Annotated in this window: 26 protein-coding genes; 14 read left to right on the plus strand and 12 right to left on the minus strand. The window is 56.3% G+C overall.

Annotated elements, in window-relative coordinates; translation table 11 throughout:
- Positions 1–387 (minus strand): 6-pyruvoyl trahydropterin synthase family protein (locus tag ACTG39_RS07625; RefSeq protein WP_439106954.1); only part of this gene is annotated, 387 nt, incomplete at its 3' end.
- Positions 388–509: 122 nt separating this feature from the next.
- Between ACTG39_RS07625 and ACTG39_RS07630 the strand changes: the two genes are divergently transcribed.
- The gene (locus ACTG39_RS07630; protein ID WP_439106955.1) at positions 510–1,211 is read left to right on the plus strand and encodes an SDR family NAD(P)-dependent oxidoreductase; all 702 of its coding nucleotides are present in this window, start codon (positions 510–512) and stop codon (positions 1,209–1,211) included.
- Position 1,212: 1 nt separating this feature from the next.
- The gene (locus ACTG39_RS07635) at positions 1,213–1,992 is read left to right on the plus strand and encodes a queuosine precursor transporter (protein WP_439106956.1); all 780 of its coding nucleotides are present in this window, start codon (positions 1,213–1,215) and stop codon (positions 1,990–1,992) included.
- A gap of 25 nt (positions 1,993–2,017) precedes the next feature.
- Here the strand turns inward: ACTG39_RS07635 and ACTG39_RS07640 are convergent, their stop codons facing one another.
- Positions 2,018–3,091, minus strand: coding sequence for a Glu/Leu/Phe/Val family dehydrogenase (locus ACTG39_RS07640; protein WP_439106957.1), 1,074 nt, complete (start codon positions 3,089–3,091; stop codon positions 2,018–2,020).
- 38 nt (positions 3,092–3,129) lie between these two features.
- Positions 3,130–6,642, minus strand: coding sequence for an indolepyruvate ferredoxin oxidoreductase family protein (locus ACTG39_RS07645; RefSeq protein WP_439106958.1), 3,513 nt, complete (start codon positions 6,640–6,642; stop codon positions 3,130–3,132).
- A 97-nt stretch (positions 6,643–6,739) separates the two neighbouring features.
- On the opposite strand from ACTG39_RS07645, the gene ACTG39_RS07650 reads away from it, so the two are divergent.
- Positions 6,740–7,246, plus strand: coding sequence for an Lrp/AsnC family transcriptional regulator (locus ACTG39_RS07650; RefSeq protein ID WP_439106959.1), 507 nt, complete (start codon positions 6,740–6,742; stop codon positions 7,244–7,246).
- 10 nt (positions 7,247–7,256) lie between these two features.
- Here the strand turns inward: ACTG39_RS07650 and hda are convergent, their stop codons facing one another.
- Genes hda through ACTG39_RS07665 form a run of 3 tightly spaced genes read right to left on the minus strand, consistent with a single transcriptional unit; the run spans position 7,257 to position 10,139 of the window.
- Positions 7,257–7,991 carry a DnaA regulatory inactivator Hda gene (gene hda / locus ACTG39_RS07655; RefSeq protein WP_439106960.1) on the minus strand — a complete coding sequence of 245 codons (735 nt, stop codon included), beginning with the start codon at positions 7,989–7,991 and terminating at the stop codon, positions 7,257–7,259.
- Positions 7,954–9,084 carry an AI-2E family transporter gene (locus ACTG39_RS07660; RefSeq protein WP_439106961.1) on the minus strand — a complete coding sequence of 377 codons (1,131 nt, stop codon included), beginning with the start codon at positions 9,082–9,084 and terminating at the stop codon, positions 7,954–7,956. The genes hda and ACTG39_RS07660 overlap by 38 nt, the downstream gene beginning before the upstream one ends.
- Entirely contained in the window at positions 9,081–10,139 is a 1,059-nt protein-coding gene (locus tag ACTG39_RS07665; RefSeq protein ID WP_439106962.1) for a DUF2066 domain-containing protein, read from the minus strand. The genes ACTG39_RS07660 and ACTG39_RS07665 overlap by 4 nt, the downstream gene beginning before the upstream one ends.
- Positions 10,140–10,254: 115 nt before the next feature.
- Between ACTG39_RS07665 and purM the strand changes: the two genes are divergently transcribed.
- Genes purM through ACTG39_RS07680 form a run of 3 tightly spaced genes read left to right on the plus strand, consistent with a single transcriptional unit; the run spans position 10,255 to position 12,754 of the window.
- Positions 10,255–11,301 (plus strand): phosphoribosylformylglycinamidine cyclo-ligase, encoded by a 1,047-nt coding sequence (gene purM, locus ACTG39_RS07670; protein ID WP_439106963.1) that lies wholly within the window; start codon positions 10,255–10,257, stop codon positions 11,299–11,301.
- Positions 11,298–11,939, plus strand: coding sequence for a phosphoribosylglycinamide formyltransferase (purN, locus tag ACTG39_RS07675; RefSeq protein WP_439106964.1), 642 nt, complete (start codon positions 11,298–11,300; stop codon positions 11,937–11,939). Before purM ends, purN begins: the two co-directional genes overlap by 4 nt.
- Positions 11,936–12,754, plus strand: coding sequence for a DUF3108 domain-containing protein (locus tag ACTG39_RS07680; RefSeq protein ID WP_439106965.1), 819 nt, complete (start codon positions 11,936–11,938; stop codon positions 12,752–12,754). The genes purN and ACTG39_RS07680 overlap by 4 nt, the downstream gene beginning before the upstream one ends.
- Here the strand turns inward: ACTG39_RS07680 and dcd are convergent, their stop codons facing one another.
- Together dcd and apbC are read right to left on the minus strand one after the other, a co-directional pair.
- On the minus strand, positions 12,755–13,324 hold the full coding sequence (gene dcd / locus ACTG39_RS07685; RefSeq protein WP_439106966.1) for a dCTP deaminase: 570 nt from the start codon (positions 13,322–13,324) through the stop codon (positions 12,755–12,757).
- An 11-nt stretch (positions 13,325–13,335) separates the two neighbouring features.
- Complete coding sequence (apbC, locus tag ACTG39_RS07690) at positions 13,336–14,145, minus strand: iron-sulfur cluster carrier protein ApbC (protein WP_439106967.1); 810 nt, start codon at positions 14,143–14,145, stop codon at positions 13,336–13,338.
- Between the two features lie 131 nt (positions 14,146–14,276).
- Between apbC and metG the strand changes: the two genes are divergently transcribed.
- The 7 genes from metG to ACTG39_RS07725 all read left to right on the plus strand — a co-directional run bounded on the left by metG (position 14,277) and on the right by ACTG39_RS07725 (position 21,808).
- Positions 14,277–16,331 carry a methionine--tRNA ligase gene (gene metG, locus ACTG39_RS07695; RefSeq protein ID WP_439106968.1) on the plus strand — a complete coding sequence of 685 codons (2,055 nt, stop codon included), beginning with the start codon at positions 14,277–14,279 and terminating at the stop codon, positions 16,329–16,331.
- Between the two features lie 161 nt (positions 16,332–16,492).
- The gene (rsxA, locus tag ACTG39_RS07700; protein WP_439107020.1) at positions 16,493–17,071 is read left to right on the plus strand and encodes an electron transport complex subunit RsxA; all 579 of its coding nucleotides are present in this window, start codon (positions 16,493–16,495) and stop codon (positions 17,069–17,071) included.
- Positions 17,072–17,075: 4 nt separating this feature from the next.
- Positions 17,076–17,684, plus strand: coding sequence for an electron transport complex subunit RsxB (gene rsxB, locus ACTG39_RS07705; RefSeq protein ID WP_439106969.1), 609 nt, complete (start codon positions 17,076–17,078; stop codon positions 17,682–17,684).
- The gene (gene rsxC / locus ACTG39_RS07710) at positions 17,681–19,426 is read left to right on the plus strand and encodes an electron transport complex subunit RsxC (protein ID WP_439106970.1); all 1,746 of its coding nucleotides are present in this window, start codon (positions 17,681–17,683) and stop codon (positions 19,424–19,426) included. The genes rsxB and rsxC overlap by 4 nt, the downstream gene beginning before the upstream one ends.
- On the plus strand, positions 19,423–20,451 hold the full coding sequence (rsxD, locus tag ACTG39_RS07715; RefSeq protein ID WP_439106971.1) for an electron transport complex subunit RsxD: 1,029 nt from the start codon (positions 19,423–19,425) through the stop codon (positions 20,449–20,451). The genes rsxC and rsxD overlap by 4 nt, the downstream gene beginning before the upstream one ends.
- On the plus strand, positions 20,448–21,098 hold the full coding sequence (gene rsxG / locus ACTG39_RS07720; protein WP_439106972.1) for an electron transport complex subunit RsxG: 651 nt from the start codon (positions 20,448–20,450) through the stop codon (positions 21,096–21,098). The genes rsxD and rsxG overlap by 4 nt, the downstream gene beginning before the upstream one ends.
- Positions 21,095–21,808, plus strand: a complete 714-nt coding sequence (locus ACTG39_RS07725; RefSeq protein WP_439106973.1) for an electron transport complex subunit E — start codon at positions 21,095–21,097, stop codon at positions 21,806–21,808. The genes rsxG and ACTG39_RS07725 overlap by 4 nt, the downstream gene beginning before the upstream one ends.
- Before the next feature lie 10 nt (positions 21,809–21,818).
- Here ACTG39_RS07725 and ACTG39_RS07730 read toward each other — a convergent pair whose 3' ends face one another.
- The 4 genes from ACTG39_RS07730 to ACTG39_RS07745 are packed head-to-tail and all read right to left on the minus strand — an operon-like array spanning position 21,819 to position 24,286.
- On the minus strand, positions 21,819–22,205 hold the full coding sequence (locus ACTG39_RS07730) for a hypothetical protein (RefSeq protein WP_439106974.1): 387 nt from the start codon (positions 22,203–22,205) through the stop codon (positions 21,819–21,821).
- Entirely contained in the window at positions 22,192–22,662 is a 471-nt protein-coding gene (rimI, locus tag ACTG39_RS07735) for a ribosomal protein S18-alanine N-acetyltransferase (RefSeq protein ID WP_439106975.1), read from the minus strand. The genes ACTG39_RS07730 and rimI overlap by 14 nt, the downstream gene beginning before the upstream one ends.
- On the minus strand, positions 22,659–23,408 hold the full coding sequence (locus ACTG39_RS07740; RefSeq protein WP_439106976.1) for a hypothetical protein: 750 nt from the start codon (positions 23,406–23,408) through the stop codon (positions 22,659–22,661). Before ACTG39_RS07740 ends, rimI begins: the two co-directional genes overlap by 4 nt.
- A 29-nt stretch (positions 23,409–23,437) precedes the next feature.
- Positions 23,438–24,286 (minus strand): glycosyltransferase family 2 protein, encoded by an 849-nt coding sequence (locus ACTG39_RS07745; RefSeq protein WP_439106977.1) that lies wholly within the window; start codon positions 24,284–24,286, stop codon positions 23,438–23,440.
- A gap of 89 nt (positions 24,287–24,375) precedes the next feature.
- Between ACTG39_RS07745 and ACTG39_RS07750 the strand changes: the two genes are divergently transcribed.
- Positions 24,376–25,596 (plus strand): Nramp family divalent metal transporter, encoded by a 1,221-nt coding sequence (locus ACTG39_RS07750; protein WP_439106978.1) that lies wholly within the window; start codon positions 24,376–24,378, stop codon positions 25,594–25,596.
- The last annotated feature ends 164 nt before the right edge of the window (positions 25,597–25,760 follow it).

Consider the following 25,760-nt stretch of genomic DNA (forward strand, 5'->3'; position numbering starts at 1 on the left):
CATACGCCCCAATAGGTAGTGCGCGAACTCTTCAACTGTCGCATTAACGATAGGCAGGATAAGGGTATCTGAGCAAAGAAACTGCATTTCCTCGCCATTGAAAACAACGCGATATACATCACCCTCTCTTGTCACTGACTGATGAGGGGAGCGTTCCGGCAAAATCATGAACTCATCGAGCTCATCGCAGAGAGCTTTAATACGCCTTTTGTAGACGTTGTAATCTGCGGCGAAACCATTCTCACCCATAGGTGCCACTATTCTCGCGGACACTGAGTAGTTGTGGCCGTGAAGCCGCTCCCGATCCGTCGCAGAGAAAATCGTATAGTGCGCCGCGGAAAACTTGTGGCTCTCCTTGTCTATGTGCAGCGTTGCAAGCCGTTCCATCCGAACCCTCTCTATTCGCGTATTCTTTGCGTAATACTTGTATGTATTCTATGTACGTACTTTTTGCCTAAGCAGACGCCTCAGGGCTATCGTATGATCAGAAACTCCAAAAGGAAAATAGCATGACCATTGCAATCATTACCGGCGCAAGCGTAGGCATCGGCGAAGCCACCGCGCGGGCGTTCCAAGAAGGTGGTTACGAGGTGGTTAACCTCTCTCGCCGAGCTTGCAATGTTTCGGGGGTGCACAATCTTCCCTGCGATCTCGCCGACCCTGATAGTATCGGCGACGTCATAGACGCTCTTCTGAGCCGCATATCGGGGCTGTCAGAAATCAGTCTGGTTCACAATGCGAGCCAAATGCGCAAAGACAGCGCAGATAACTGTGCCGACGATAGTCTCCGTGCAGTCATGGAAACAAACGTGATTGCAGTGAATCGCCTGACCCGGGCTCTGCTGCCCGGCATGGGCCCGGGTAGTAGCGTGCTGTACGTGGGCTCAACCCTCGCAGAAAAAGCCGTCCCCAACACCTTTAGCTATGTGGTGTCCAAGCATGCGCAGTTGGGAATGATGCGCTCTACCTGCCAGGATTTGATGGGCTCGGGAATTCATACCGCGATGATTTGCCCGGGCTTCACTGATACAGAAATGCTCCGCAATCATCTGGGTAACGATGACGCCCTGCTGCAGCAGATCGGTGGCATGAATAGCTTCGGCAGACTCATAGAACCCGAAGAGATCGCAGGGGTTCTGCTCTGGGCCCATCGCAATCCGGTTATCAATGGTTCTGTGCTGCATGCCAACCTGGGGCAGCGAGAAAGCTGACATGAGCCCAGCTAACTTGCAGGAGCGTCGCGAGCGGGTATTTTTGGTACTGGCAGGGACCTTTCTGTGTGCCATGACCCTGCTCAATGTCATTGGCATCACCCGTTTCGTGCAGCTGGGCCCCATGGCACTGGCGGTGGGCGTCTTGCCCTATCCTCTGACCTTTCTGTGTACAGATCTCATTTGCGAGCTCTATGGCAAAGCCCGGGCTAACTTTCTCGTCAGCGTGGGATTAGGTCTTAACTTTCTCATTCTGTTTGTGTTGTTCTTGGGTAACAGCATTCCCTCGGTGCCGGCAGATGCCATGCCACCCTGGCAGATTATTCAGCTGGCTGCGCCGGTAGCGCTCCCTAATGGCGAGGTAGTAGAGAGCAGCATTGGACTCTATCAATTGATCTATGCGACGACTTCCGGTGCGGTGTTCGCATCCATGCTTGCCTACATTGCCGCGCAGTACTGTGACGTGCAGTTGTTCCACTTCTGGAAACGCGTGACGAAAGGCAAGCATCTTTGGATTCGAAACAACTTCAGTACGCTTATGAGTCAAATGGTCGACTCAGTGATGGTGGTTACCGTGACCTTTGGCGCAGCTTACTTCCGCGGTGATGTGACCACCAAAGCACTGGCCATACTGGTAGGTAGTAACTACTTATTTAAAGCCTGTGTGGCGCTGCTGGATACGGGGCCTTTCTATCTGGCCGTGCACTACCTCCGGCGCTATCTGCACCTGGACGAGGGCAGCTACGCTGCCGCTGAACACGCCTTGGCGGAAAACCCCTAAAAGCCCTGGCGCTCGCCGCCACTCCTTAGGCGGCGCTACGCAGACCCTGCTTTGCGGTCACAGAGCATTCATTCAAGAGCTCTTCTGCCAACTTCTCGGCGATCTCTCCAGTCGGTCGATGACAGCAGTCTGCTCGCTTTAGGACTTCGCTCAGGCGATCTCCGATACTTTCGATGTGTGTCCCAAGGCTGCTTCGATCAAGCCCACTGCGCTGATAATGGACGTCGATAATACCGCCGGCGTTTATCAGAAAATCCGGGCAGTACAGTATTCCGCGATCAGCAAGACGCGCACCATCTGCTTGCTCCCGGAGTTGGTTGTTTGCCGCGCCGGCGATGATGCCCGCGCGCAGCCCGCTAATGCTCTCTTCGTTCAAAGCACCACCAAGGGCACAAGGCGCCAACACATCAACATCCAATTCAAGAACATCCTCCGTCGACACGGGAGTCACACCGAGCTCCGACTGCGCGCGAGCGAGATTTACGGGGTTGATGTCCGATGCCAGCACCTCAGCGCCCGCAGCAACAAGCATCTCCGCCAGGGCGAAACCCACATGCCCCAGACCCTGAATTGCCACGTGGACATCCTGCAAATCTTCCGCACCAAGCCGATGGCGAAGTGCTCTGCGAATGGCCACAAAGACCCCGAGGGCAGTACTGGGAGAGGGATCGCCGCCATGCTCTGTTTCTGCAACACCGCTCACGTACTGCGTGTAATGGCTCATTGCCTGAAGATCTTCTACGGAGGTGCCGGAATCCTCTGCCGCGACATAGCGCCCGCCCAGACTCTCGATGAACTCCGCCATGGCTTGCCACAGCGCGGGACTCTTGTGCTGACCGGGATCACCAATGATGACGGATTTACCCCCACCGAGCGGTAAACCAGCCAAAGCCGACTTGTAGGTCATACCCCGGGAAAGACGCAGAACATCGTCGAGAGCTTCCTCATCAGACGCATAGGGATACATACGACAGCCACCCACCGCAGCGCCCAGACGCGTATCGTGCACCGCAATGATTGCCCGGAGACCGCTAGCGCGATCAGCTGCAAAAACCAGCTGTTCGTGGTCATCAAATGATGGGGCGTTAAACACCGTCATGAAGCATTCTTTTTTTTATTAAAATAGTCGGGCGACTTTTAAGCCGCCTCCACGATCTGTACGACGTCTTCCTGCCCGGAAAGGCGAGCCAGCAAAGTGGCCTGGCGCACCGCAAGCTGTTCACGATTTCGATCTTTCACATGGCCAAAGCCGCGTAGCTGCTGCGGCAAGGACAGCAATTCGCGAAGCAACTCGTATTCCGTATCTGAAGTCGCAGAGGGCATCTGCGCATTTAGCGTAGCAAGCAATGACTCGTAGTCTTTAATGTCCTGGCGCTCTTGGCGCCGCTCAGCGGTATAGCCAAACACATCCAGAGCCGTGCCCCGGAGGCGGCGCAGTGGTGCCAGAAGGCGAAACGCGCTGAGCATCCATGGCCCAAACTCCGTTTTCTGTAGCTCCCCGGAATGAGGATCACGCTTGCTCCAGAGTGGTGGAGCCAGATTAAAGCGAAGGCTATAGTCGCCCTCGAACTTAGCCTCGATCTTGGCGAGGAAAGCAGGATCGCTGTACAGTCTGGCGACCTCGTACTCATCCTTGTAAGCCATGAGTTTATAGAGAGACTTTGCAACGCTCGCCGTGAGGGACCCGCTCTCTGCAGGCCGTGGATCTGCGGCCTGAACAGCAGCCAGAGTGTCGCGATAGCGTTGAGCGTAAGCCGCGTCCTGATAATCCAGCAAACGAGCGGCGCGGTCTTCGATAAGCTCAGCAGTAGTCAGCTGAGCTACTGCGACGGACTCGGGCAACAGCGCAAGCACCTGCTCGGGACGGTTCGCATAACGCCGGCCATAGAGGAACGCCTGTTTGTTAAAATCCACCGCGACGGCATTTAACTCAATGGCCCGCTCCAGTGCCGCTGCAGACACAGGCACCAGGCCTCGCTGCCAGGCATAGCCCAGAAGAAACAGATTGCTGGCGATAGTGTCGCCCATTAGCGTTGTAGCAATGCGGCTGGAGTCCAGAAAATGACACTCGCTATCTCCCACTTCCTCAAGCACCCGCTGCTTCATGGTGCTGGTGGGGAAGTTAGCATCCGGGTTAAGAATAAAGCTGGCCGTGGGCACCTCGGCATCGTTCACCACTGCGTGAGTCCGTCCGTGAGCTACTTTGCCCATGGCTTCATAGGTGGTGGTCACAACCAGGTCGCAACCCAACAGCAAGTCGGCTTCTCCCGCAGGAATCCGCACAGCCATAATGTCATCCTGGGCCTTGGCTACGCGAACATGGGAAACGACCGCACCAAATTTTTGCGCCAAGCCCGTTTGGTTCATGGTGGCGCAGCCTTTGCCTTCGATGTGAGCCGCCATGGCAACCAGCGAGGTGATCGTCAGTACACCTGTTCCACCCACACCCGTAACCACCGTGTTCCAGGGACGATCATCAAGATCCGGAAGCTGCGGCTCCGGTAACGGATCAAACATCATCTGCGTGGTATCAACGCGTTTAGGCTTTCTCAGCCCTCCACCGGTAACGGTTACAAAGCTGGGACAAAAGCCCCGATTACAGCTGTAATCTTTGTTGCAGGCACTTTGATCAATTTGCCGCTTGCGACCCAACTCAGTCTCTTTGGGTACGATCGACAGACAATTCGACTTGACTGAGCAATCGCCGCAGCCCTCACAAACCGCGTCATTGATAAACAAGCGCTTTGCAGGATCTTCAAGCTTGCCCTTCTTACGACGACGGCGTTTTTCGGCCGCGCAAGTCTGCTGATAGACGATCACCGTCGCGCCAGGAGTCTCTCGAAACTCGCGCTGCAAAGCATCCATCTCATCACGGTGATGGAGACTGAGACCACCCACAGCGGGCAAGTGGCCCCGCCACTGCCCTGGTTCGTCGCTCACCAGCGCAATACGCTTCACGCCTTCGCCCTGAAGCTGTTTAAGAAGATCGGGGATGGACAGGGAGCCGTCGATGGGCTGACCACCGGTCATAGCGACCGCATCGTTGTAGAGGATTTTGTAAGTAATGTTAACGCCAGCCGCTACGGCTGCGCGCACCGCAAGTATCCCGGAATGGAAGTAGGTGCCGTCACCCAGATTCTGAAAAACGTGCTTGGTGTCGGTAAACGGCGCCTGCCCAATCCACGTCGCGCCCTCACCGCCCATTTGCGTGAAGGTTAACGTCGGACGATCCGGCATCCAGGTCGCCATGTAGTGGCAGCCTATACCCCCCATGGCCCGGCTTCCATCAGGCAGCTGCGTGGAGGTGTTGTGGGGACAGCCGGAACAAAAATGCGGAACCCGCTCGGCCACATCAGCGGGGCGAGCCAGCGAAAGCTCCTTGCTCTCAATCCAGCGAATACGCTCTTCCATTAGCTCAGATTGAAAAAGGCGACGGATACGCGATGCCACCGCGAGGGCGACTTTGGCAGGAGTTAGCTCTCCAAGGTTGGGTAAGAGGTCGCGACCTTCCTCATCAAACTCACCAACAACCCGAGGGCGCGCCGCCACAGGGTAGTTATAGAGCTGGCCCGTAAGCTGGTCCTCAATAATCGAACGCTTTTCTTCGACCACGAGAATCTCTTCGAGGCCATCGGCGAAGTCGTGCGTCACCTGAGGCTCAAGGGGCCAGGGCATACCCACCTTATAGACCCGCAGGCCAATCTCAGCGGCAATAGCAGCGCCAATCCCCATGTCGTCCAGAGCCTGCATTACGTCGAGATAGGCCTTGCCGGAGGTGATGATCCCGAAACGCGCTTTCGGGCTATCGAGGACTATTTTGTTCAGACCGTTGACCCGCGCAAACTCCCGCGCCGCATAGATCTTATAGCGGTTGAGTCGCTCTTCCTGCTCCATAGGCTGGTCGGGCCAGCGAGCATGCACACCACCTTCGGGTAGCTCAAAGCCTTCGGGAATTACCACCTGAATTCTGGAAGCATCCAGATCCGCTGAAATTGCCGAGTCCATGTTTTCGGTAATCGCTTTGAGCGCCACCCAGCAACCGGAGTATCTCGACAGCTCCCAGCCATACACGCCCAGATCCAGAACCTCTTGCACGTTCGAAGGGCTGAGCACAGGAATAGAAGCTGCGATGAAGTCGTGCTCAGACTGGTGTGGCAGGGTTGAAGACTTGCAGGCGTGATCATCACCCGCTACCGCAAGTACGCCACCAAACTTGGATGTCCCTGCGGCATTGGCGTGTTTGAACACATCCATGCTGCGATCAACGCCGGGACCCTTGCCGTACCACATGGAAAACACGCCATCGTAGCGGGCGCCGCTAAACAGGTTGGTTTGTTGGCTGCCCCAGACGGCGGTTGCTGCGAGCTCTTCATTAATGCCTGGCTGAAAGTGCACGTTGTGTGGCTCAAGCCAGCGACGAGCTTTCCAGAACGCCTGATCTACACCCCCTAGTGGCGATCCCCGATAACCGGACACAAACGCAGCCGTATTCAGACCGCGCTGCTGATCACGCTGATGCTGGAGCATAGGCAAACGAACGAGAGCTTCAATGCCGGTCATATACGCGCGATCGGTATCAAGCGCGTATTTATCATCCAGACTGATGCTTTGACTGACTCGTGTTATGCCGCGAACGGTCTCACTACCCATGGCTTAGCCTCGCGATTTTATGCTGGGAAATTCTAAACAAGACGAGAGAATTTACTATGTTATTTCGCTATCGACTCACAGCATTATTGGATAAAATATGCGTCTCTATAGCGAATTGCACATAACAATGCCGGAAAAGCTCGACAGCACAGATTTAGCCATTCTCGACCTACTGCAAAACGACTGCAGCCTAAGCACGGCGGCGATTGCTGAGCGGGTCAATCTTTCCCAGTCCCCTTGCTGGAGACGTATTAGCCGATTGGAGGAACAGGGCCTGATACGTGAGCGAGTGGCTCTGTTGGATCGTCAGGGTCTGGGAATGGATGTGGTGGTGTTTGCCACCGTGAACCTTACTGCAACCGGCCGCCAGAACCTTCTCAGCTTTGAAGAGGACATCGTGCGCTACCCCGAGGTGATCGAGTGCTACACGATGACGGGAATCTGGGACTATCTGTTAAAGATTGTGACCCGGGATGTGCGCCACTATGAGCAGTTTGTCCGTGAAACCCTGAGCACCAATCCTGATCTGCGGGAGTTGCACTCGCACATGGCGGTGACAGAGATCAAAAACAGCACCTCTCTGCCCCTCCAGACCCAGGGCTAATACCCGAGGTTTACCAGCCCATAACCTCGCGAACCAAAGGAACGGTGAGGGGCCGCTGGAGCTGTAATGACGCTCTATCGAGGCGATCCAGAGCGCTCATAAGATCTGACAGACTGCGACTTTCGCGCGAGCAAAGATACTGCGCCACAGGCTCAGGCAGCGACAAACCCCGTCGCTGGGCGCGAAACTGCAGAATCGATTGCTTCTCAGCATCGGTGGCCGATGCGACACCCCAGGTAACACCCCCGGCGAGACGCGAGCTAAGGTCTGGAAGGCAAATACCCAGATCCGTGGCAGGACGACGCGCTGCTATCCATAGGGGGCAGTTGGCAGCGCGGGCGCGATTGATCAAGTGAAAAAGAGCTTCTTCCCACTCGGGCTGCCCGGCAATCACATCAAGATCATCCAGCGCCAGCAACGCGGCGGACTCCAAGTTCTGAAGCAAGTCTGAAGGAGGAATTGACTGTAGCTCTCCGAGAGGCAAATAGAGCGCACCCGGGATTGCATGACACAAAGCTTGCAGAAGATGGCTCTTCCCTTCACCGACACCACCATGAATGAACTGCAGAGGCTCCGCTGTGGGACGAGTCATACTATCCAGCATCGACCCCAGATAAGCCCGTCGATAAAAGTTATCGAAAGTGGCCTCATCCTGAAGTCCGATCTGAAGCGGTAGCTGGGGAGATTGGTCCATCACAGGCAAAGTCTTAAACATCATCGCCATCACCAGCGTCTTGATTGTCATCCAACGCGGCATAGATCGCGCTGTTGCGGTAATGCACCAGCGCATGACTTGCAAATACCTTGATAACCGCGGCGACCGGTAACGCCACCACGACCCCGACGAAGCCCGCAATCTGGCCACCGGCCATCAGAGCAAAAATCACCACTACCGGATGCAGGCCGATGCGGTTTCCTACAAGTACGGGTGTCAGCATCATACTTTCGATCAGTTGTCCGGCGCCAAACACCAGGCCCACGTACACCAATGGCAGAGGCTCATGAAACTGTAACCATGCGGCGATGAGTGACGCGGTAATTCCGACGATAAAGCCCAGATACGGCACTATGCTCGCAAGGCCTGCAATAAGCCCCAGCAGTAACGCCAGCTCTAAACCTACGATCCACAGACCCACGGCGTAAAGGGCCCCAAGCGCGCACATAACAATGAACTGGCCGCGGAGAAAAGCACCCACCACTTCGTCGGCTTCGCCCACCATCTGCAGAGTACCTGCCTGCCACGCCTTAGGCATAAGACGCAAAACCCGCTCGGCAATATCATCCCAGTCACGCATGAGATAGAACGCGACAACGGGCACCAATGCGATGTTCGCCAAGCTCAGTAGAAGCCCCAATCCAGAGCCCGTAATCCGTGAGACAGTGCTCGCTGTAACCTTACCCAGAGACTGCCAGTTCTCGAGCAGCTCAGCCGACCAGTCAATTTGCGGAAGACTCGCACCCGTCACCAACGTTCGTGATTGGAGCCAGGGCACGGCAACGTCCCGTAACCATGCGTAAACCAGGGGTATGCGACCGACCAGACCATCCAGTTGCTGCAGCAACATCGGGACCGCATAAAACAATCCCACGAGAGATAGCGATGTAAAAAACAGAAAGACGAGAATAACGCCCAACGTCCGGCTCCCACCTCGCTCTTCAACACGATCCACAAGGGGGTCACCTAAATAGCCTATGAGTGCACCCAAAACAAAGGGCAGCAAGATGGGTTGCAAGAGATAAAAGAGTAGGCCCAGAACGGCAAACACTGCAAAAATAAGCGGCCAGCGGTTAACCGGGATCTCTGCTTTCTCAACCAGTTCCGGCAGCGGCTTACTCATCGAATCCACTCATAGAACAAGCCGCTCTGCCCGGGTTCTGTGGGGAGAGGTACAAACCGCCCATCCAGCTCAATAATGCGCGCCAACTGCTGCACATCGGTCTCTGCTTCTACCCGCAAACTCACCTGGTCTCCCATCAAACTCTCGGGAACCACCGTGCGCACTGCCTCAAGGGAGCTCAGCGCTTGCTGTAAAAGCTGGTAGTCATCGTAACTGCGGACACCCCGCAGCACTAACTGGTAGCGCTCATCGGTATCAGAGCTTAGCTTCACGCCATAGCGCTCGGCCAGGGTTCCCGCCACCAGCTCCGCACCGGCGTAGCTGAACTCCAGCAAACTCCCCGCTGTGCTCGAGCGAGTCTTCCATCGACCGTTGTCCAGATAACGCCAGTCCCCCACCCAACTACCATCAGACAGGCGGGCGACACGTCCTGCCAGCAACTCTGTGTCACGGTAGCGGCCCGATGCCTCAATCAATGCGGCAGACGATTGACGCCAGGCCTCGCCCGGAGAAATAACTGCGGTATCGGACAAATCGTACAGCGGTGTCTGCAGTGGCACCCCACGGCGCACAAAACTCTCTCGCAGCACCTTGTCAGCGTCCGGCGCGGCGTCCACAGAGGCAAAGCGGCGGCCTGCTCCGTCGCTGATCACAAGCCAGGCGAGCACCCGTGGACGGTTTGTGGTCCAAAGAGGCAAATCGGCCTCGCGGAGTAACTGCTGAACCGCTTGCTCATCGTATTCCAGGCGGAGTAAGAGCACGCCATCTGCATCCTCCTCGTAGCTGTATCCCAGCAGGAAGCCTTGTGCCTCGCTCAACGCTTTTTTGACTTCCGGGCGCTCTACCGCCTGCGGGTCGCCCGAGGCTTTGATGAGAACTTCGGCAAGACCAGCACTTCGTGCAGCGCTCAGGGAGCGAGAGTCACGACCCTCGGCAACGATCCCTGCACTGTAAATGTCTTCTACCAGGTCTGCCTGGGCTATCCCATGCCAGCAAATAGCAGCCGCCAGAACGAGAAGGCGCGCGAAAATACGTCTGTAGGCGGAAAAGAACATAGCGCTATTGTAGCAGTGGAAGCAGCGCCTTTCGCAGTGATAACGGGAGCTTCGCTCTTTACTGACGGGCAAGGGACGCTAAACTGCGCGCTCATCTTTATCCCGGCTACCGATCATGTCAGAAAACGAACAGCCCACGCCTCTCACCTATCGCGATGCGGGTGTGGATATCGACAAGGGTAATGCCCTGGTGGGTCGTATTCGCGACGCTGTGGATCGCACGCGCCGCCCGGAGGTCATGGGCAGCCTGGGCGGCTTTGGCGCTTTGTGTGCCTTGCCAACCGGTTATAAAGAGCCGCTTTTGGTATCCGGGACCGACGGTGTAGGCACAAAACTTCGCCTCGCCATTGAACTGAATCGCCACGAGCACATCGGCATCGACCTGGTCGCCATGTGCGCCAACGACATTGCGGTGAGTGGTGCGGAACCACTGTTTTTTCTGGACTACTACGCTACGGGAAAACTGGACCTGGATGTTGCTACGGACGTTGTACGCGGCATTGCCAAAGGCTGTGAGCTCTCAGGCTGCTCCCTCGTCGGGGGCGAAACAGCAGAAATGCCCGGCATGTATAGCGAAGGTGATTACGACCTGGCGGGCTTCTGCGTCGGTGTAGTGGAGCGAGACAGCGTCATTGACGGTAGCTCAGTTGCAGTAGGCGATGCTCTGATTGCCATAGCCAGCAGTGGACCCCATGCAAATGGCTACTCTCTGATTCGCAGCGTACTTGAACGCAGCAAGGCGGATCTTAACGCTCCCCTCGAGTCGAACGGGAAGACCCTCGGGGAATTGCTGCTGGAACCCACCACCTTGTATTGCAAGGCTTTACTGTCCCTGCGAGAGCACATCGATATTCATGCAATGGCCCACATCACCGGGGGAGGCCTGCTTGAAAACCTGCCTCGCGTTTTGCCAGACCGGGCAACAGCCCGCGTAGACACGCAGAGCTGGGAGTGGCCGGCCGTTTTCACCTGGCTGCAAAGCGCAGGAAACATTGAGCGTATGGAAATGTTTCGGACGTTCAATTGCGGGGTGGGCATGGTGATTTGCATCCCCCAGGAGCACGCCGCGACGGCAATCGCAGAGTTAGCAAAACACGAACTGGCCGCCTGGCAGATTGGTGAAATCATCGACGGTGACGAAGGCATCACCTTCACGGGATGAACACCCACGGACGTATCGCGATACTGGCGTCTGGCAACGGCTCCAACATGACCGCCATCGCGGCAGCTTGCGAAAAGCGCACCATTCCGGCAAGCATTGGTCTTGTTGTCAGCAACGTCCCGGGCGCGAACGTTTTGGCCCGCGCCGAAAAACACCAGCTACCCCATTGCTGTATTGACCATCGACAGTATGACAACCGGGAAGCGTTTGAAGAGGCGATGCTTGGTAAGCTTCAGGAGGCCTCTATTGATCTGGTCGTCCTCGCGGGTTTTATGCGCATCCTGACGGATCGCTTTATTCGGGAATATTACGGATCACTATTGAACATTCACCCCTCTCTGTTGCCTAAATACCCGGGACTCAACACGCATCAACGGGCTCTGGATGCCGGAGATAGCGAATCGGGTGCCACGGTGCACTTTGTTACACCAGAGCTGGATGCCGGCCCGACTATCGCCCAGGCCCGAGTGAAGATACTTCCCGAGGACGACGCGGACAGTCTCGCTGCTCGGGTTCAAGCACGGGAGCACCTGCTCTACCCGCGAGTAGTACGCTGGTGTGTTCAAGGAGAGATTCAGCTCCGCGATGGAAAGGTCTGGAAAGACGAATCACTCACAGATGATGGGATAGACGCATGACAGCGACAGGCACCAGGTCACCCGCGATCCGCCGTACAGAGAAAACGCGGCGACTCGCATTCACTCGTTTAAACACTGCGCTGCTCCTCGTTGTTTTCAGCCTAAGTTTTAGCAGCGCCCGCGCACAGGACGACCAGAGTACGACGCGTGCGCAGACCCATCGCACACTGACGCCCTACGATGCTGTTTACAAAACATCGACCTCGGGCCTCAGCATTAAACTGCGTCGCAGTTTATCCATGGATGACAATGGTGACTGCCGATTGACCAGCGAGGGAAAACTCCTCGTCGCCGGGATCAGCGAAGTCAGTGTATTCACACTGGATGATGAACATATCCAACCGCGCTCCTATGTTTACCAGCTCAGCGGTCCCGTAAGTCGGCGCCGGGAAGTACATTTTGACAAAGACTCCGACGTCATCCGCAGCCTTTACAAAAAGGAATGGTATGAGCTGCCTAAAACCGGGGACACGCTGGACCGCATGAGCCAGCAGGAGCAGCTGCGCCTGTCTCTGCTCAACGATCCCACGCCACGGGAAGACATCCTTTTTCACGTTGCGGACGGGCGTAAAGTGAAAGAATATCGCCTGGTATACCAAGGGGAGGAACGTCTTGAGACTCCCATGGGCTGGGTGAATACGCTGCACTTTGAGCGGGATCATGATGACCCTGATCGTCAATCCGGCGTTTGGATTGCGCCGGACTGGGATTACCTCATGGTTCGTACCGTGCACGTGGACAATGGTAAAACCACGATCGCCAACCTTATCAGTGCCGACATTGCGGGCTCAGCGGTGAGCGGCTCCAGCAGCTAATCAGGCCAGCGGCAGCGTCACGCCGGTCTGTCCCTGATATTTGCCTCCGCGGTCCTTATAGCTGACCTCGCAGACTTCGTCTGACTCAAAGAACAGCATTTGCGCAACGCCCTCGTTGGCATAAATCTTTGCCGGCAAAGTCGTGGTGTTCGAGAACTCCAGAGTGACATGCCCTTCCCATTCAGGCTCCAGAGGCGTGACATTCACGATAATGCCACAGCGGGCATAGGTCGATTTACCCAGACAAATAGTCAAAACATTACGAGGAATGCGGAAATACTCCACGGTCCTCGCTAAAGCAAAGGAGTTGGGCGGAATCACACACACGTCGCTGTTAACATTCACAAAACTGTTGTCATCAAAAGCTTTGGGATCCACCGTCGCCGAGTTGATGTTAGTAAAAACACGAAACTCATCAGCGCAGCGCACATCGTAGCCGTAGCTGGAGGTCCCGTAGGAGATCACTCTGCCGCTCTCGCTATCCCCGCGGACCTGACCGGCCTCAAAAGGCTCGATCATTTTATGCTCTGCCGCCATGCGACGAATCCACTTGTCAGATTTAATGCTCATAAGTTCTCTCGTCAGTCGTCGCTAATACTAATAGTTGGAAAATCGGCCGAGGCGCTTTGCTCTCCCAGCTCCCGCGCCAGCGTCTGCGCCGCCGCCATGTATGCCTGTCCTGCAGCACTATCCGGCTCGGACACAACAATCGGTGTGCCCGCATCCGTATGTTCCCGTATCGCGCGGGTCAGAGGCAGACTGGCAAGTAAGGCCACGCCGTACTCTGTGGAAATACGCTGGCCACCATCCGCACCAAATATAGACTCTGTGTGGCCACACTGACTGCAGGTATGCATAGCCATATTCTCGATCACGCCCAGAACCGGAACACTCACCTTGGTGAACATTTCTATGCCTTTGCGCGCGTCCAGCAAAGCAATGTCCTGAGGCGTCGTCACAATCACTGCCCCCGATAAGGTGACTTTTTGTGACAGCGTGAGCTGAATATCACCCGTGCCCGGGGGCATGTCGATTAACAGGTAGTCCAATTCTCCCCAATCGGTTTGCTCCAGCATTTGGATCAACGCGCCGCCCGCCATGGGGCCTCGCCACACCATGGGTGTTCGGTCACTGGCTAGATACGCCATGGACATGCTCGCCAGACCATGGGCCGTGATCGGAACAAGTGTCTTACCGTCGCGGGTATCAGGACGCGTCCCCTCAGCAACGCCGAGCATCAAGGCAATGCTGGGACCATAAATATCGGCGTCCAGCAGTCCTACGCGCGCGCCTGTGCTTAGCAGCGCCAACGCCAGGTTCACCGCTGTAGTCGATTTACCGACGCCTCCTTTACCGGAGGCAATCGCGATAATGTGCTTGGCCGCTTGCATGCGAAAAAACTATCCTGATTCCAGAAAGGCGCCAAGTATAGGTACTGCCTTGCGAGCACTCAATCAATGCAGGTGAAATCACCGGGGCCAATCGCTATGATAGCGCGCCTTTAGACGCGGACTGTTTCGCAATGACTCAAGCAAAGCGGCGTATTCTGGTCACCAGCGCCCTACCCTATGCCAACGGCCCCCTCCATCTCGGTCATATCCTCGAGCAGGTGCAGACGGACATTTGGGTACGCTTCCAGCGATCTCGGGGACACGAGTGCCACTACGTGTGCGCCGATGATGCTCATGGCACCGCCATCATGCTCAGTGCTGAGCGTCAGGGGATTACCGCAGAACAGCAAATCGAAACCGTACATAAAGACCATTTGGCCGCGTCCACCGCTTTTGCGATCAGCTTTGACAACTTTCACAGCACGCACTCTGAAGAGACTCGCCAGTGGTCTGAAACCATCTACGGGCGTCTGCAAGCCGCCGGTGCGATACACGAGCGTGAAATCACTCAGGCCTACGACCCGGAGAAAGGGCTATTCCTGGCAGACCGGTTCATCAAAGGAACCTGCCCCCGATGCAAAACACCCGATCAATATGGCGATAACTGCGAATCCTGCGGGGCAACCTATTCGCCCACAGAGCTCATCGACCCGGTTTCGGCACTCTCCGGAGCGACCCCCATAGAGAAACAGTCACGGCACTTTTTCTTTCGACTGCCAATGTTTGCCGACATGCTCAAAGAGTGGATTGCCTCGGGAACACTTCAGGAAGCGGTAGCTAACAAGCTTCGGGAATGGACTGAAGGCGAACTTCAGGAGTGGGATATCAGCCGTGATGCGCCCTATTTCGGCTTTACCATCCCTGGCGAGACCGATAAGTATTTTTACGTATGGTTAGACGCCCCCATAGGCTACATGGGCAGCTTCCAAAACTACTGTGAGCGCACCGGCGTCACTTTTGACGATTACTGGCAGCCCGGAGGAGACACCGAGCTGTATCACTTTGTCGGCAAAGATATTATTAACTTTCATGGGCTGTTCTGGCCGGCAATGCTGCATTGTGCTGAGCTTCGGACTCCGTCGGGCGTCTTCGTTCACGGCTTCCTGACCGTCGATGGCACCAAAATGTCCAAAAGCCGGGGCACTTTCATCAACGCGCACCACTATCTGGAACATCTCGATGCGGAGTATCTGCGTTATTACTTTGCCGCCAAACTGGGCGCGGGTGTTGATGATATCGACCTGAACCTCGAGGACTTTGTGCAAAGGGTGAATTCGGATGTGGTCGGCAAAGTCGTAAACATCGCAAGTCGCTGCGCGGGCTTTTTGCGCAAGGGCTTCGATAATCAAATGTCAGAGAGCTGCAGCGAACCTGAGCTGCTGGCGTCCTTTGCCAGCGCCGGCTCCGATATTGCAAAGGCTTATGAAGATCGCGAGTTCAGTAAAGCCATTCGCCTGATCATGGAGCTGGCGGATCGGGCCAATCAGTACATTGATCAACATAAACCCTGGGTGATGGCGAAAGATCCTGAGCAAGCGGCCGGCGTACAAGCGGTTTGTTCTACCGGCATCAACTGCTTCCGCCTGCTGATGATCTATTTGCAGCCGGTTTTGCCGACCATGGCGGAGAAAGCTGCGGAGTATTTGCGCTGCAGTCTCGATTGGGACCAAAGCAGCACGCTGCTTTTAGATCACGAGCTAGCCAAGTTTGAGCCACTCATGCAGCGCGTGGACCCAAAACGGGTCGCGGCAATGGTCGAGAGTAATCGCGAAGAAACACCCGCCGCAAAAACTGACGGCGCCGATGATGCGAAAACGGACAAGAAAAAGCCAAAGTCCGAAAGCACCTCAGACAACGAATTTCTGGACATTCGCGATTTTCAGAAAGTGGACCTGCGTATAGCGCGCATCGATGCTGCCGAAGCGGTAGAGGGCGCCGACAAACTCCTGGCTTTGAGTCTGGATCTGGGTGATCTCGGTAAACGGCAGGTTTTCTCGGGCATCAAAGCTGCCTATGACCCGGCGACGCTTGTGGGTCGGCTCACCGTCGTCGTCGCAAATCTGGCACCACGAAAGATGCGCTTTGGCGTTTCCGAAGGCATGGTCCTCGCCGCTGGCGAGGGGGACAGCGAGATTTATCTCCTGGCTCCGGATAGCGGTGCGATACCGGGAATGCGGGTTACCTAGCAGCCGCCCAGCGATGGGCTAAAGTTGCTCAAGCCATTGTTTATCAAGGATAGTCTGCCTACCATGGGATAGATGGGTCGAGCGTAGACCGCCGACGAATGGGCGGCACGCGACGGCTCCGTACGTTTATTTTTGCATCCTCGGATGCTTTGGGTGAGGGAATGCTGGCGGACTACTCGCTGCTGCTGATTGGCGCCATTCTGGTTAACAACTTCGTACTGGTACAGTTTTTGGGGCTGTGCCCGTTTATGGGTGTCTCAAACAAGCTTGAAACCGCCATGGGAATGTCCATGGCGACAACCTTTGTGCTCACCTTAGCGTCGGCCTGTAGTCACCTGACGTACCACTATTTGCTACTACCGCTCGGCCTCGGTTACCTAAAAACCATCTCCTTTATTCTTGTGATTGCCGTCGTCGTGCAGTTCACAGAAATGGTCGTGCGCAAATCCAGCCCACTCCTGCACCGGGTACTCGGGGTGTACCTGCCCCTTATTACCACCAACTGCGCGGTGCTAGGGGTCGCCCTTATCAACACCAACAAAAGCCACAGTTTCATCGAAGCCCTGCTCTATGGCTTTGGCGCTGCCCTGGGCTTCTCTCTGGTGCTCATTCTGTTTGCTGCCATGCGCGAGCGTATTGCCGTTGCGGACGTCCCGGAACCGTTCTCCGGGGCAGCGATTGGGATGGTAACGGCGGGTCTGATGTCCTTGGCGTTCATGGGCTTTGCGGGGCTGGTGTAGGCACATGTCCGAGTTCGTCAGCAACTATCCATTTTTAGCCGCGCTGGGGGCAATGCTTGCCCTGGGCCTGGTCTTCGGCTCCATACTGGGATTTGCCTCGATCCGTTTCCGCGCCGAGGGAAACCCCATTGCCGATCAGATCAATGCCATTCTTCCCCAGACGCAATGCGGACAGTGTGGCTATCCCGGCTGCCGCCCCTACGCAGAAGCAATCGTAGCGGGCGAAGGCATCAACAAATGCCCTCCCGGCGGCGAAGCGGGGATTCAGGCTCTGGCAGATCTATTAGACGTAGAAGCTACGCCGCTGGATGCAGAACACGGCACCGAAGCCGAAACCACCGTCGCCTTCATCATCGAAGAAGACTGTATTGGCTGTACAAAGTGTATTCAGGCCTGCCCGGTGGATGCGATCCTGGGTGCCGCCAAGCAGATGCACACGGTGATCGCCTCAGAGTGTACGGGGTGTGACCTGTGCGTTGACCCCTGTCCCGTCGACTGCATCGAAATGCTGCCTCTGCCAAAGACCCTCGCAAACTGGCACTGGGACTTGCCCACCGCCGACGTACGTCCAATGATCATTGCTACAGACGCCGGCGAGGAGCGCGCCGCATGAGGCGTGTTCATGATTTTCATGGCGGGATCTATCCGCCGGAACGCAAAACGCTTTCCAATAGCATAGCGATACGAAAAGCCGCTATACCCAAGCAGTTGGTACTGCCTTTATCGCAGCACATTGGCCCACCCGCGGCCGCCATTGTTGAAGCCGGCCAAGAAGTCCTTGGCGGTGAAAGGCTCACAGATCTCAGCGGTCTGCCCATTCACGCCCCCACGTCGGGTGTGATCGCCGCGATAGAAGAACGCCCCGTACCTCATGCGTCGGGCATGCTCGAGCAATGCATCATCATCAACTGCGACGGTGAAGATCGATGGGTTGAGCTAAGACCCGTGGACGATTTTCGAAACATACCCCCCGAAGCATTAGTGCAGCAGATTTATGCAGCAGGCATCGCTGGACTGGGTGGTGCCGGTTTTCCTACCGCACGAAAGCTGCCCATGGAAAGCAACAATGCGATTGACACACTGATTATCAATGGCACCGAATGCGAACCCTATATCACCTCAGATGATGTGCTGATGCGTGAGCGCGCCGATCGCATCATCTCCGGCATAGAAATCCTCTCCCATATCGCCCAACCCAGTGAGATCTTAATCGGCATAGAGGACAACAAACCGGAAGCCATAGCCGCATTTAAGCTCGCGCTGAACGGCCGCGAGGATATGCAGGTCGTCACATTCCCTACCAAGTACCCCTCGGGCGGAGAGAAACAACTCATAGAGATTTTGACCGGTAAACAGGTACCAAGCGGCGGCTTGCCCTCGCATATCGGCATTCTCTGCCAGAACGTCGGTAGTGCCGCAGCAATTCACGATGCCATCATCCTTGGTCGACCCTTAGTTAGCCGCATCACTACGGTCACCGGCGAGTCGGCTGCCCAGCGGGGCAACTTCGACGTGCTGCTGGGTACGCCTATGCAAGACCTTCTCAGCCAGGCGCAATACCAGCCCGCCCCGAGACAGCGTCTGATCATGGGCGGTCCTATGATGGGAGTTACCCTTAGCGATCATCACTGCCCGATTATAAAGACCACCAACTGCCTGCTGGTGCCGGGCGAGACGGAGCTCCCGGAGCCCGGGGCGGCGCAAGCCTGCATTCGCTGCGGGCTATGTGCCGAGGTCTGCCCGGCTCGGCTGTTGCCGCAGCAACTTTACTGGTTTGCCCGCGCCCAGGACCACGAGCGACTGGAAGAGCATCATCTCTTCGACTGCATTGAGTGCGGGGCATGTTCCTATGCTTGTCCAAGCCACATTCCCCTCGTGCAGTACTACCGCGCATCCAAGGCGGCGGTCCGTGCGCAAAAGACAGACAACGCCAAAGCAGACCATGCCCGCGAACGTTTTGAGGCGCGGCAGGAACGGATGGCTCGGGCTGCGGAGGAAAAAGAAGCCAAACGGGCTGCGCGCAAACGCGCGGCTATGGCTAAGGCCGCGGATCAAGCCGTGGATGGTGACCCCATTCAAGCAGCCATCGCGAGAGCGCAGGCTCGCAAGGCTGCACAGGCCAGTGCACCCGCTGACGACCAACAACTGAATCGCGACAAGCTTGCAAAAATTGACGCCCGTCTCGCCAAAGCGCGCGACAAGCTAAACGCTGATGATGGCAGTGACCCGGCTATGACTGCGGCACTTGCAAATGCCGTAACGACTACCGAGAAAAAGCGTTCCGCGCTGCTTATAGAGATTGATACATCTGACAGCAATGACGCCCCAGCAGTAAATGAGGCAGAAGGCGCGTGAGCCTCCTCGTCGTCACATCACCCCACGCTCACGGCCCCATGAGCACCAGCCGAGTGATGCAGACCGTACTCATCGCAACGCTGCCCGGAGTTGCAGCTCTCACTTACTACTTTGGCGCCGGTGTCATCGTGAACGTGTTATTTGGTGCTTTGGTAGCAGTGCTCTGCGAAAGCTTGGCGCTGCTCCTGCGCAAACAAAAGCTGAAGCCTTTTCTCAGTGATTACAGTGCCGTGGTCACATCTACCCTGCTGTGCATCGCCTTACCCCCCTACGCTCCCTGGTGGCTAATTGTTATTGGCGTGGGTTTTTCGATCCTCATAGCAAAGCATCTCTATGGCGGCCTCGGCTATAACCCCTTCAATCCCGCGATGGTGGGCTATGTCGTACTGCTCATTTCCTTTCCTTTGCAGATGAGCACCTGGGCAGCGCCCTTGGGTATTGGAGAAACGGTCCCCGGGTTTTTCGCAGCTCTTACAGCCTGCTTCAACCCCGGCAACTTTGACGCACAGACCATGGCAACTCCCCTGGATCTTATGCGTCAGAACAAGGGCATGATGCTCTCGGATCTCTACGCCGCAAATCCACAGTTTGGCGCTTTTCAGGGTGTGGGCTGGGCCGGCGCAAATCTGGCGTTCCTCATCGGCGGGGTGTTCCTGCTCTACAAGCGCGTATTCACCTGGCACGCCCCCATCGCCATGTTGCTCGCTTTGAGCCTTTGTGCACTGATGTTTTACGACGAGGGGAGTTCTGCCAGCGGTGGCTCACCTCTCTTTCATCTGTTTAGCGGCGCGACCATGTTCGGTGCTTTTTTCATACTCACCGACCCGGTCTCCTCTGCGGTGAGTAATCGAGGCCGGCTGATTTTTGGTGCGATGATTGGGGTGCTCATCTATACGATTCGCGTGCGCGGCAATTATCCCGATGCCGTGGCCTTCGCGGTGCTGATCGCTAATTTCGCCGCGCCCTTCATCGACAACTACACCCAGCCCAAAGTTTACGGTCACAGCGGAAATGGCGGACCGTGAATGAACTGCGTCAGGCAATAACCCGTAACAGCCTCCTACTGGCAGGTTTTGCCGTGCTCACCGCGCTGCTGGTGGCGAGTACCTTCCTGGGCACTAAAGATCGCATTGGCGCTGCACAGCGCGCCGCCGAAGAAAAAGCACTGCTACAGATTGTTCCTCGAGATAGCCATGACAACGCCATGCTGGACGATCTTCTCACCGCGCCGAGCGGTGATCCTTTGTTGCAACTGCGTGACGAAAAGTCCATCTACATAGCCCGACGCGCAGGCATAGCGACCGCTGCTCTGATCCCGGCAATTGCACCCGATGGCTATAGTGGAGAAATTGAGCTTATTGTCGGCGTTAACCGCGATGGAAGCGTTGCGGGCGTTCGAGTGCTTGCCCATCGCGAAACGCCCGGACTGGGTGACGCGGTAGACCACCGCAAATCTAATTGGATCGACGGCTTCAAGGGCCGCTCTCTCAACGATCCCAAAATAGAGCGCTGGACGGTCCGCAAGGATGGCGGCGACTTCGATCAGTTTACGGGGGCTACGATCACACCGCGCGCGGTGGTACAGGCGACCGCCAGAGTATTGCAGTATGCGCAGCAAAATCGCGCCATACTGTTTGAAGTGACAAGTACCGACCAGGAGTCTACGCCATGAGTGCGGCTGATTACGGCGAACTATCGATCAATGGCTTGTGGAAAAACAACCCCGCCATTGTTCAGCTTCTGGGGCTGTGCCCTCTCCTTGCGGTAACCGGCAGTGTGGTCAACGCAATGGGCCTGGGTATAGCGACCTGTTTTGTTTTGGTGACATCAAATACCGCTGTCTCGGTGATTCGCAATATCACCTCTGATGCCGTGCGACTGCCTACCTTTGTCATGATTATTGCCGCGGCGGTCACCTGTATCGAGCTGCTCATGCAGGCCTACAGTTACGAGCTTTACGAGATTCTGGGTATTTTTCTTCCCCTGATCACAACCAATTGCGTCATTCTTGGCAGGGCCGACGGTTTTGCGCGGAAAAACCCCGTTCTCCCGTCAATGTACGACGGTTTCATCATGGGAATCGGTTTTACGGTAATCTTGCTCCTACTCGGCGGCCTCAGAGAACTTTCGGGGACCGGAGCGATTTTTGCCAATATGGATCTGCTGTTTGGTGACTCCGCTGTAAGCTGGAAGATTGTTTTGTTTGAGGATTACCAGCCATTCCTCCTGGCCATTTTACCTCCCGGCGCCTTCATCTTTACGGGCCTGATCATCGCACTGAAAAACGTGCTCGACGGTGGTATTCAGCGTCGGGCAGCAGCGCGCGCCGCGCCCGTCGAGACGGGCAGCAAGCGAGTCCGAGTAACGGGCACGGTTAGCTAGGACAAAGAGTTCACTCAGAAGCCATACGCAGCGTGTCGAGAATATCGTCCACTGCTGCGTCATCAAGGCCCTGGTTCTCGGCTTCACAACTGTAGGTTATGTAGAGCAGTAGCGGACCCGCGAAGAGATACCATTCGCGAATAGCGGCACCCTCTTCTATGAGCTCTGTCCGAACCCCTTCAAAGCTGCCTCTGCGCACAGGCTCCCAGCGCGATGCGTCCGGGACAAGCTGCTGCAGATCTTTCTCACCGAAGTCACCGCTGTCTTTGTGAAGTTCGCTGATTTCGATGCAGCCGACACCGTCACGATCACCGATGACGATTGCGTCATCCTCCTGCTCAGCCTGCCACTCGTCGGGGAGCAACATACCCCAGTCTCCGGCTTCAAGTACCCGCATGCGCAATCTCCAATTGTCGAGTCATCAACACCGCGGTCTCTGCAGCGACGCCCTTCGTGGCCGGATAGTAATCTTTACGCTCCCCGTCGCGCTCAAATCCCGCAGAACGATACAGGGCCAGCGCGACAAGATTGCTCTCCCGCACTTCCAGAAGCAGGCGGGACACGCCTGACTGCAGGCAGCAGTCTATGACCCCATCCAATAACAGGCGCGCGACCCCCTGACGTCGCGCCGTCGGGGAAACCACAAGATTCAGAAGCGTCGCCTCATCGAGGACTCGGGAGCATGCCGCGAACCCAACCAGGGCGCCTTCCTGCGCAGCAACTACTAACACTCCCAACTCGCCAAGCAGCTTTGCGTAGCTCGCAGGCTGCGCGAACACCGGGGAGTGGGCTCTGTCGATCTCAAGAATACAATCGATATCCTGAGGCCCGGCTTCGCGAAGGGAAACATTCAAGCTTGCAGCGCTGTCCAGGTTTCGCGCTTGAGTGACGGCGTCTTGAGCACCTCACGGGTCGAATAGACAAAACGTCGGGCGCAGGGAAGGCTCAGATCTGCAAGCAAAGCCTTGCTCGCATCACCCAGACAAATCAGTTCTACGCAGGCGTTTTCCTCCAGCTGTCGAGACAAAAAACCCTGCAGTGTTGCGGCCGCCTCATCAGCGCCTAATCCCAGCTGCGCGTTGTCATGGAGGGGCCAACGAAACTCTGTCACGGTCGCATCGTCGTCAGCACCGCTGGCGTGCGTGAGCGCACGGCCCATAGCCGAAATGAGCTGCAGCTGCTCTTGAGCGAGGGCTTCGTCTCCCAGCTCTTCCAACCACAGTCGTCCACCGCTGACCACGGCCGCCAAACGAAAACGCGTTACCGGCATTGAATCAGTCGCCGCCGAAGCCATTCGAGGCTGGGCTTGTGCCTCAGAAACTTGCTGCTTCGGCTTCTGACCTATGGACTCCCGCAGGGCCTGGGCGGCAGCGGAGCTGGAACTGTTGCCCGACGATGGACGTGACTGAGGCGCCCCGACTGTGTCAGTCGCTGTATGAGCAACTGTGCCACCGGAGTCAGCGTCTGCTGCCTTGAGCGAATCTCTTACTGCAAATTTTGCCGTAGGCGCCGCACCTGGCAAGGCCCGGCGTGTGACGTAAGCAGGCACGCCCATTGCGGCCAGATAACGAAGCCGGGTGATTTCCTCAGATGCATTCATGGGCGCAGTTTAACACCGGCCGACAAGGTTCAGAGTAATCTCCAACCGTGGATGCTAAAAAAACGCAGTGCCGAACGCGCAAACCATCGGATGTGCCGAAGCCCCTTGCTGGCGGCAAAGCCTCCGTGATGCACAATTTTCATGTCTGGCATGTACATTAGCTGTCCCTGTTTGGCGAGCCGCCTCGAAAGATCAAAGTCCTCAAAGTACATGAAGAAACGCGGATCAAAACCCTTCACAGCAGTGAAATTACTTTGGCGACATAGCAGACAAGCGCCACTGAGAAGGGTGACCTCTGCCGACTTGGTCGCATCCAACTCTCTGTATTCATAGTGGGACAGGCGTGACGCAAACACGTGTCTGAGGCCTGCAAAGGGTAGCCCTCTAAGAATCAGGTCGGCGACGGTCGGGTAGCGTTTGCAAAGAAACTCACGACTCCCCTCTTCGCGCTCGCAATAGGGGTTAAGGGCCACCACCTCGGGGTGGGACTCAAAAAAATCGAGCGCCTCCCGTAAAGCATCGACAGACAGTTCGACATCGGGATTAAGAATCAACAGATAACTCGCCGAAGTGCCTGTTAGGGCCTGATTGTGTCCCACACCAAAGCCGGCGTTTTCGCTACTCTGCTGCACAGATAAGGCCACCTCCGGAAGGTCAGCCAGCTCCAGGTCTGACAACAAAGCGGTGACGCTCTTGCGGTATTCAAGGTCTGAGCAATTGTCCAGAATCGTGAGAGAAGCAGGTGCAGCGAGCAACTCATGAAGCGCCCGCAGGCTCGCAACGAGACTCTGCAGCATGATTCGCAGCTGATCGAGATTGCTGTTGTGGAGCACCAAAGACACATGGAGTGTCGGTGCGGTGTGGGCCTCGGGTATCATCGGGCGGATACTAGCAGTTGGATTGGGCGCCTGCATTGAATAGGCGGTTATTGACGGCCACTAACGAGAGCAAAGCTTTGACCAGCACCATGAAACAGCAAAAACAACGCAGCTGGGGCTTTGGCCCGGGCCTTCTCGTCACTGCGGCGTTTGTAGGACCAGGGACTATCGCGACTGCCAGCGCAGCGGGAGCAGGCTTCGGCTACGCACTGCTTTGGGCTCTGCTCTTTTCTGTGTTCGCCACGATGGCTTTGCAGGAAATGAGTGTCCGTGCGGCCATTGTGACTGGCAATGGGCTCGCCACCACCCTGAGGGAAGCTCTAAAAGGGCGCTGGCTTGGCCGCGGCGCCATCCTTCTGGTCATTGCGGCCATTGGACTGGGTAACGCGGCCTATGAATCGGGTAACATCGCGGGAGCCGCGCTCGCTCTCAACAGTATCTCCGAGATCGATAACCGTTATTGGGCGCTCCTTATCGGCGGCACCTCAGCTGCTCTGCTCTTTTTGCCAGCCTATCGCCAGCTGGAGCGCGTGCTCATAGCCCTGGTTTTAGTTATGAGTGCCGTGTTTGTCGCCAGCGCGTTGCTCCTTAGCCCGGACTGGTCTGCACTGTTTCGAGGACTGGTCCGGCCAAGCCTGCCCGACGGCTCGCTCACCACGGTCATCGCGCTCATTGGCACCACCGTCGTACCCTACAACCTGTTTTTGCAAGCCAATGCTGCGCGGGAGCATTGGGCCCATGAACCAGACCGCGATCTCGCGCTATCAGCAGCGCGAAGGGATACGGTGCTGTCTGTGACGCTGGGCGGACTCATCACTCTCGCAATTGTGAGCGCCGCTGCTGTAACGTTTTTTGCACAGGGGCTCGTGTTCTCGCCGGACAAGATCACTACGCAACTGGAGCCGATACTGGGCCCATCAGGTCGCTATGTATTTGCGTTAGGTTTGTTTGCCGCTGGTCTCACCAGCGCTATAACCGCGCCGTTGGCCGCCGCCTATGCCGTCTGCGGCGCGCTCGGTCTGCCAGACACTTTGCGAGGAACCGCATTTAGACTGGTAGCGCTCACCGTTGTATTTACCGGCACTATATTCGCAGCCACCGGCGCCCGCCCCCTAAGCCTCATCGTCTTTGCCCAGGCTGCGAATGGGCTGCTCCTTCCCATCATTGCGATGATACTGCTTTGGATAATGAACGAGCGTGGCATTCTCGGCGATGCCACCAATTCCTGGCGAAGTAATCTTCTGGGTGTCCTTGTTGTGGCAGTGACACTGGGGCTGGGAGCCAACAAGTTAGCGGGGCTGATCGGCTAGTCAGGCCCTTCGCGGGGTAAACTTTGTGTAAAAAATTACAAAAACGCGCTATCGCCATGTTATTTATCATTTTTTCTAGGAATAGCGCTGTATTGTGGTAGCCTGTATAGCGTTATTGATCTCTGTCGTTATAGAGTAGACAGACATCAAGTAGCCTAACCAGC

This window comes from Congregibacter sp. (genome assembly GCF_965662665.1).
Taxonomy (GTDB): domain Bacteria; phylum Pseudomonadota; class Gammaproteobacteria; order Pseudomonadales; family Halieaceae; genus Congregibacter.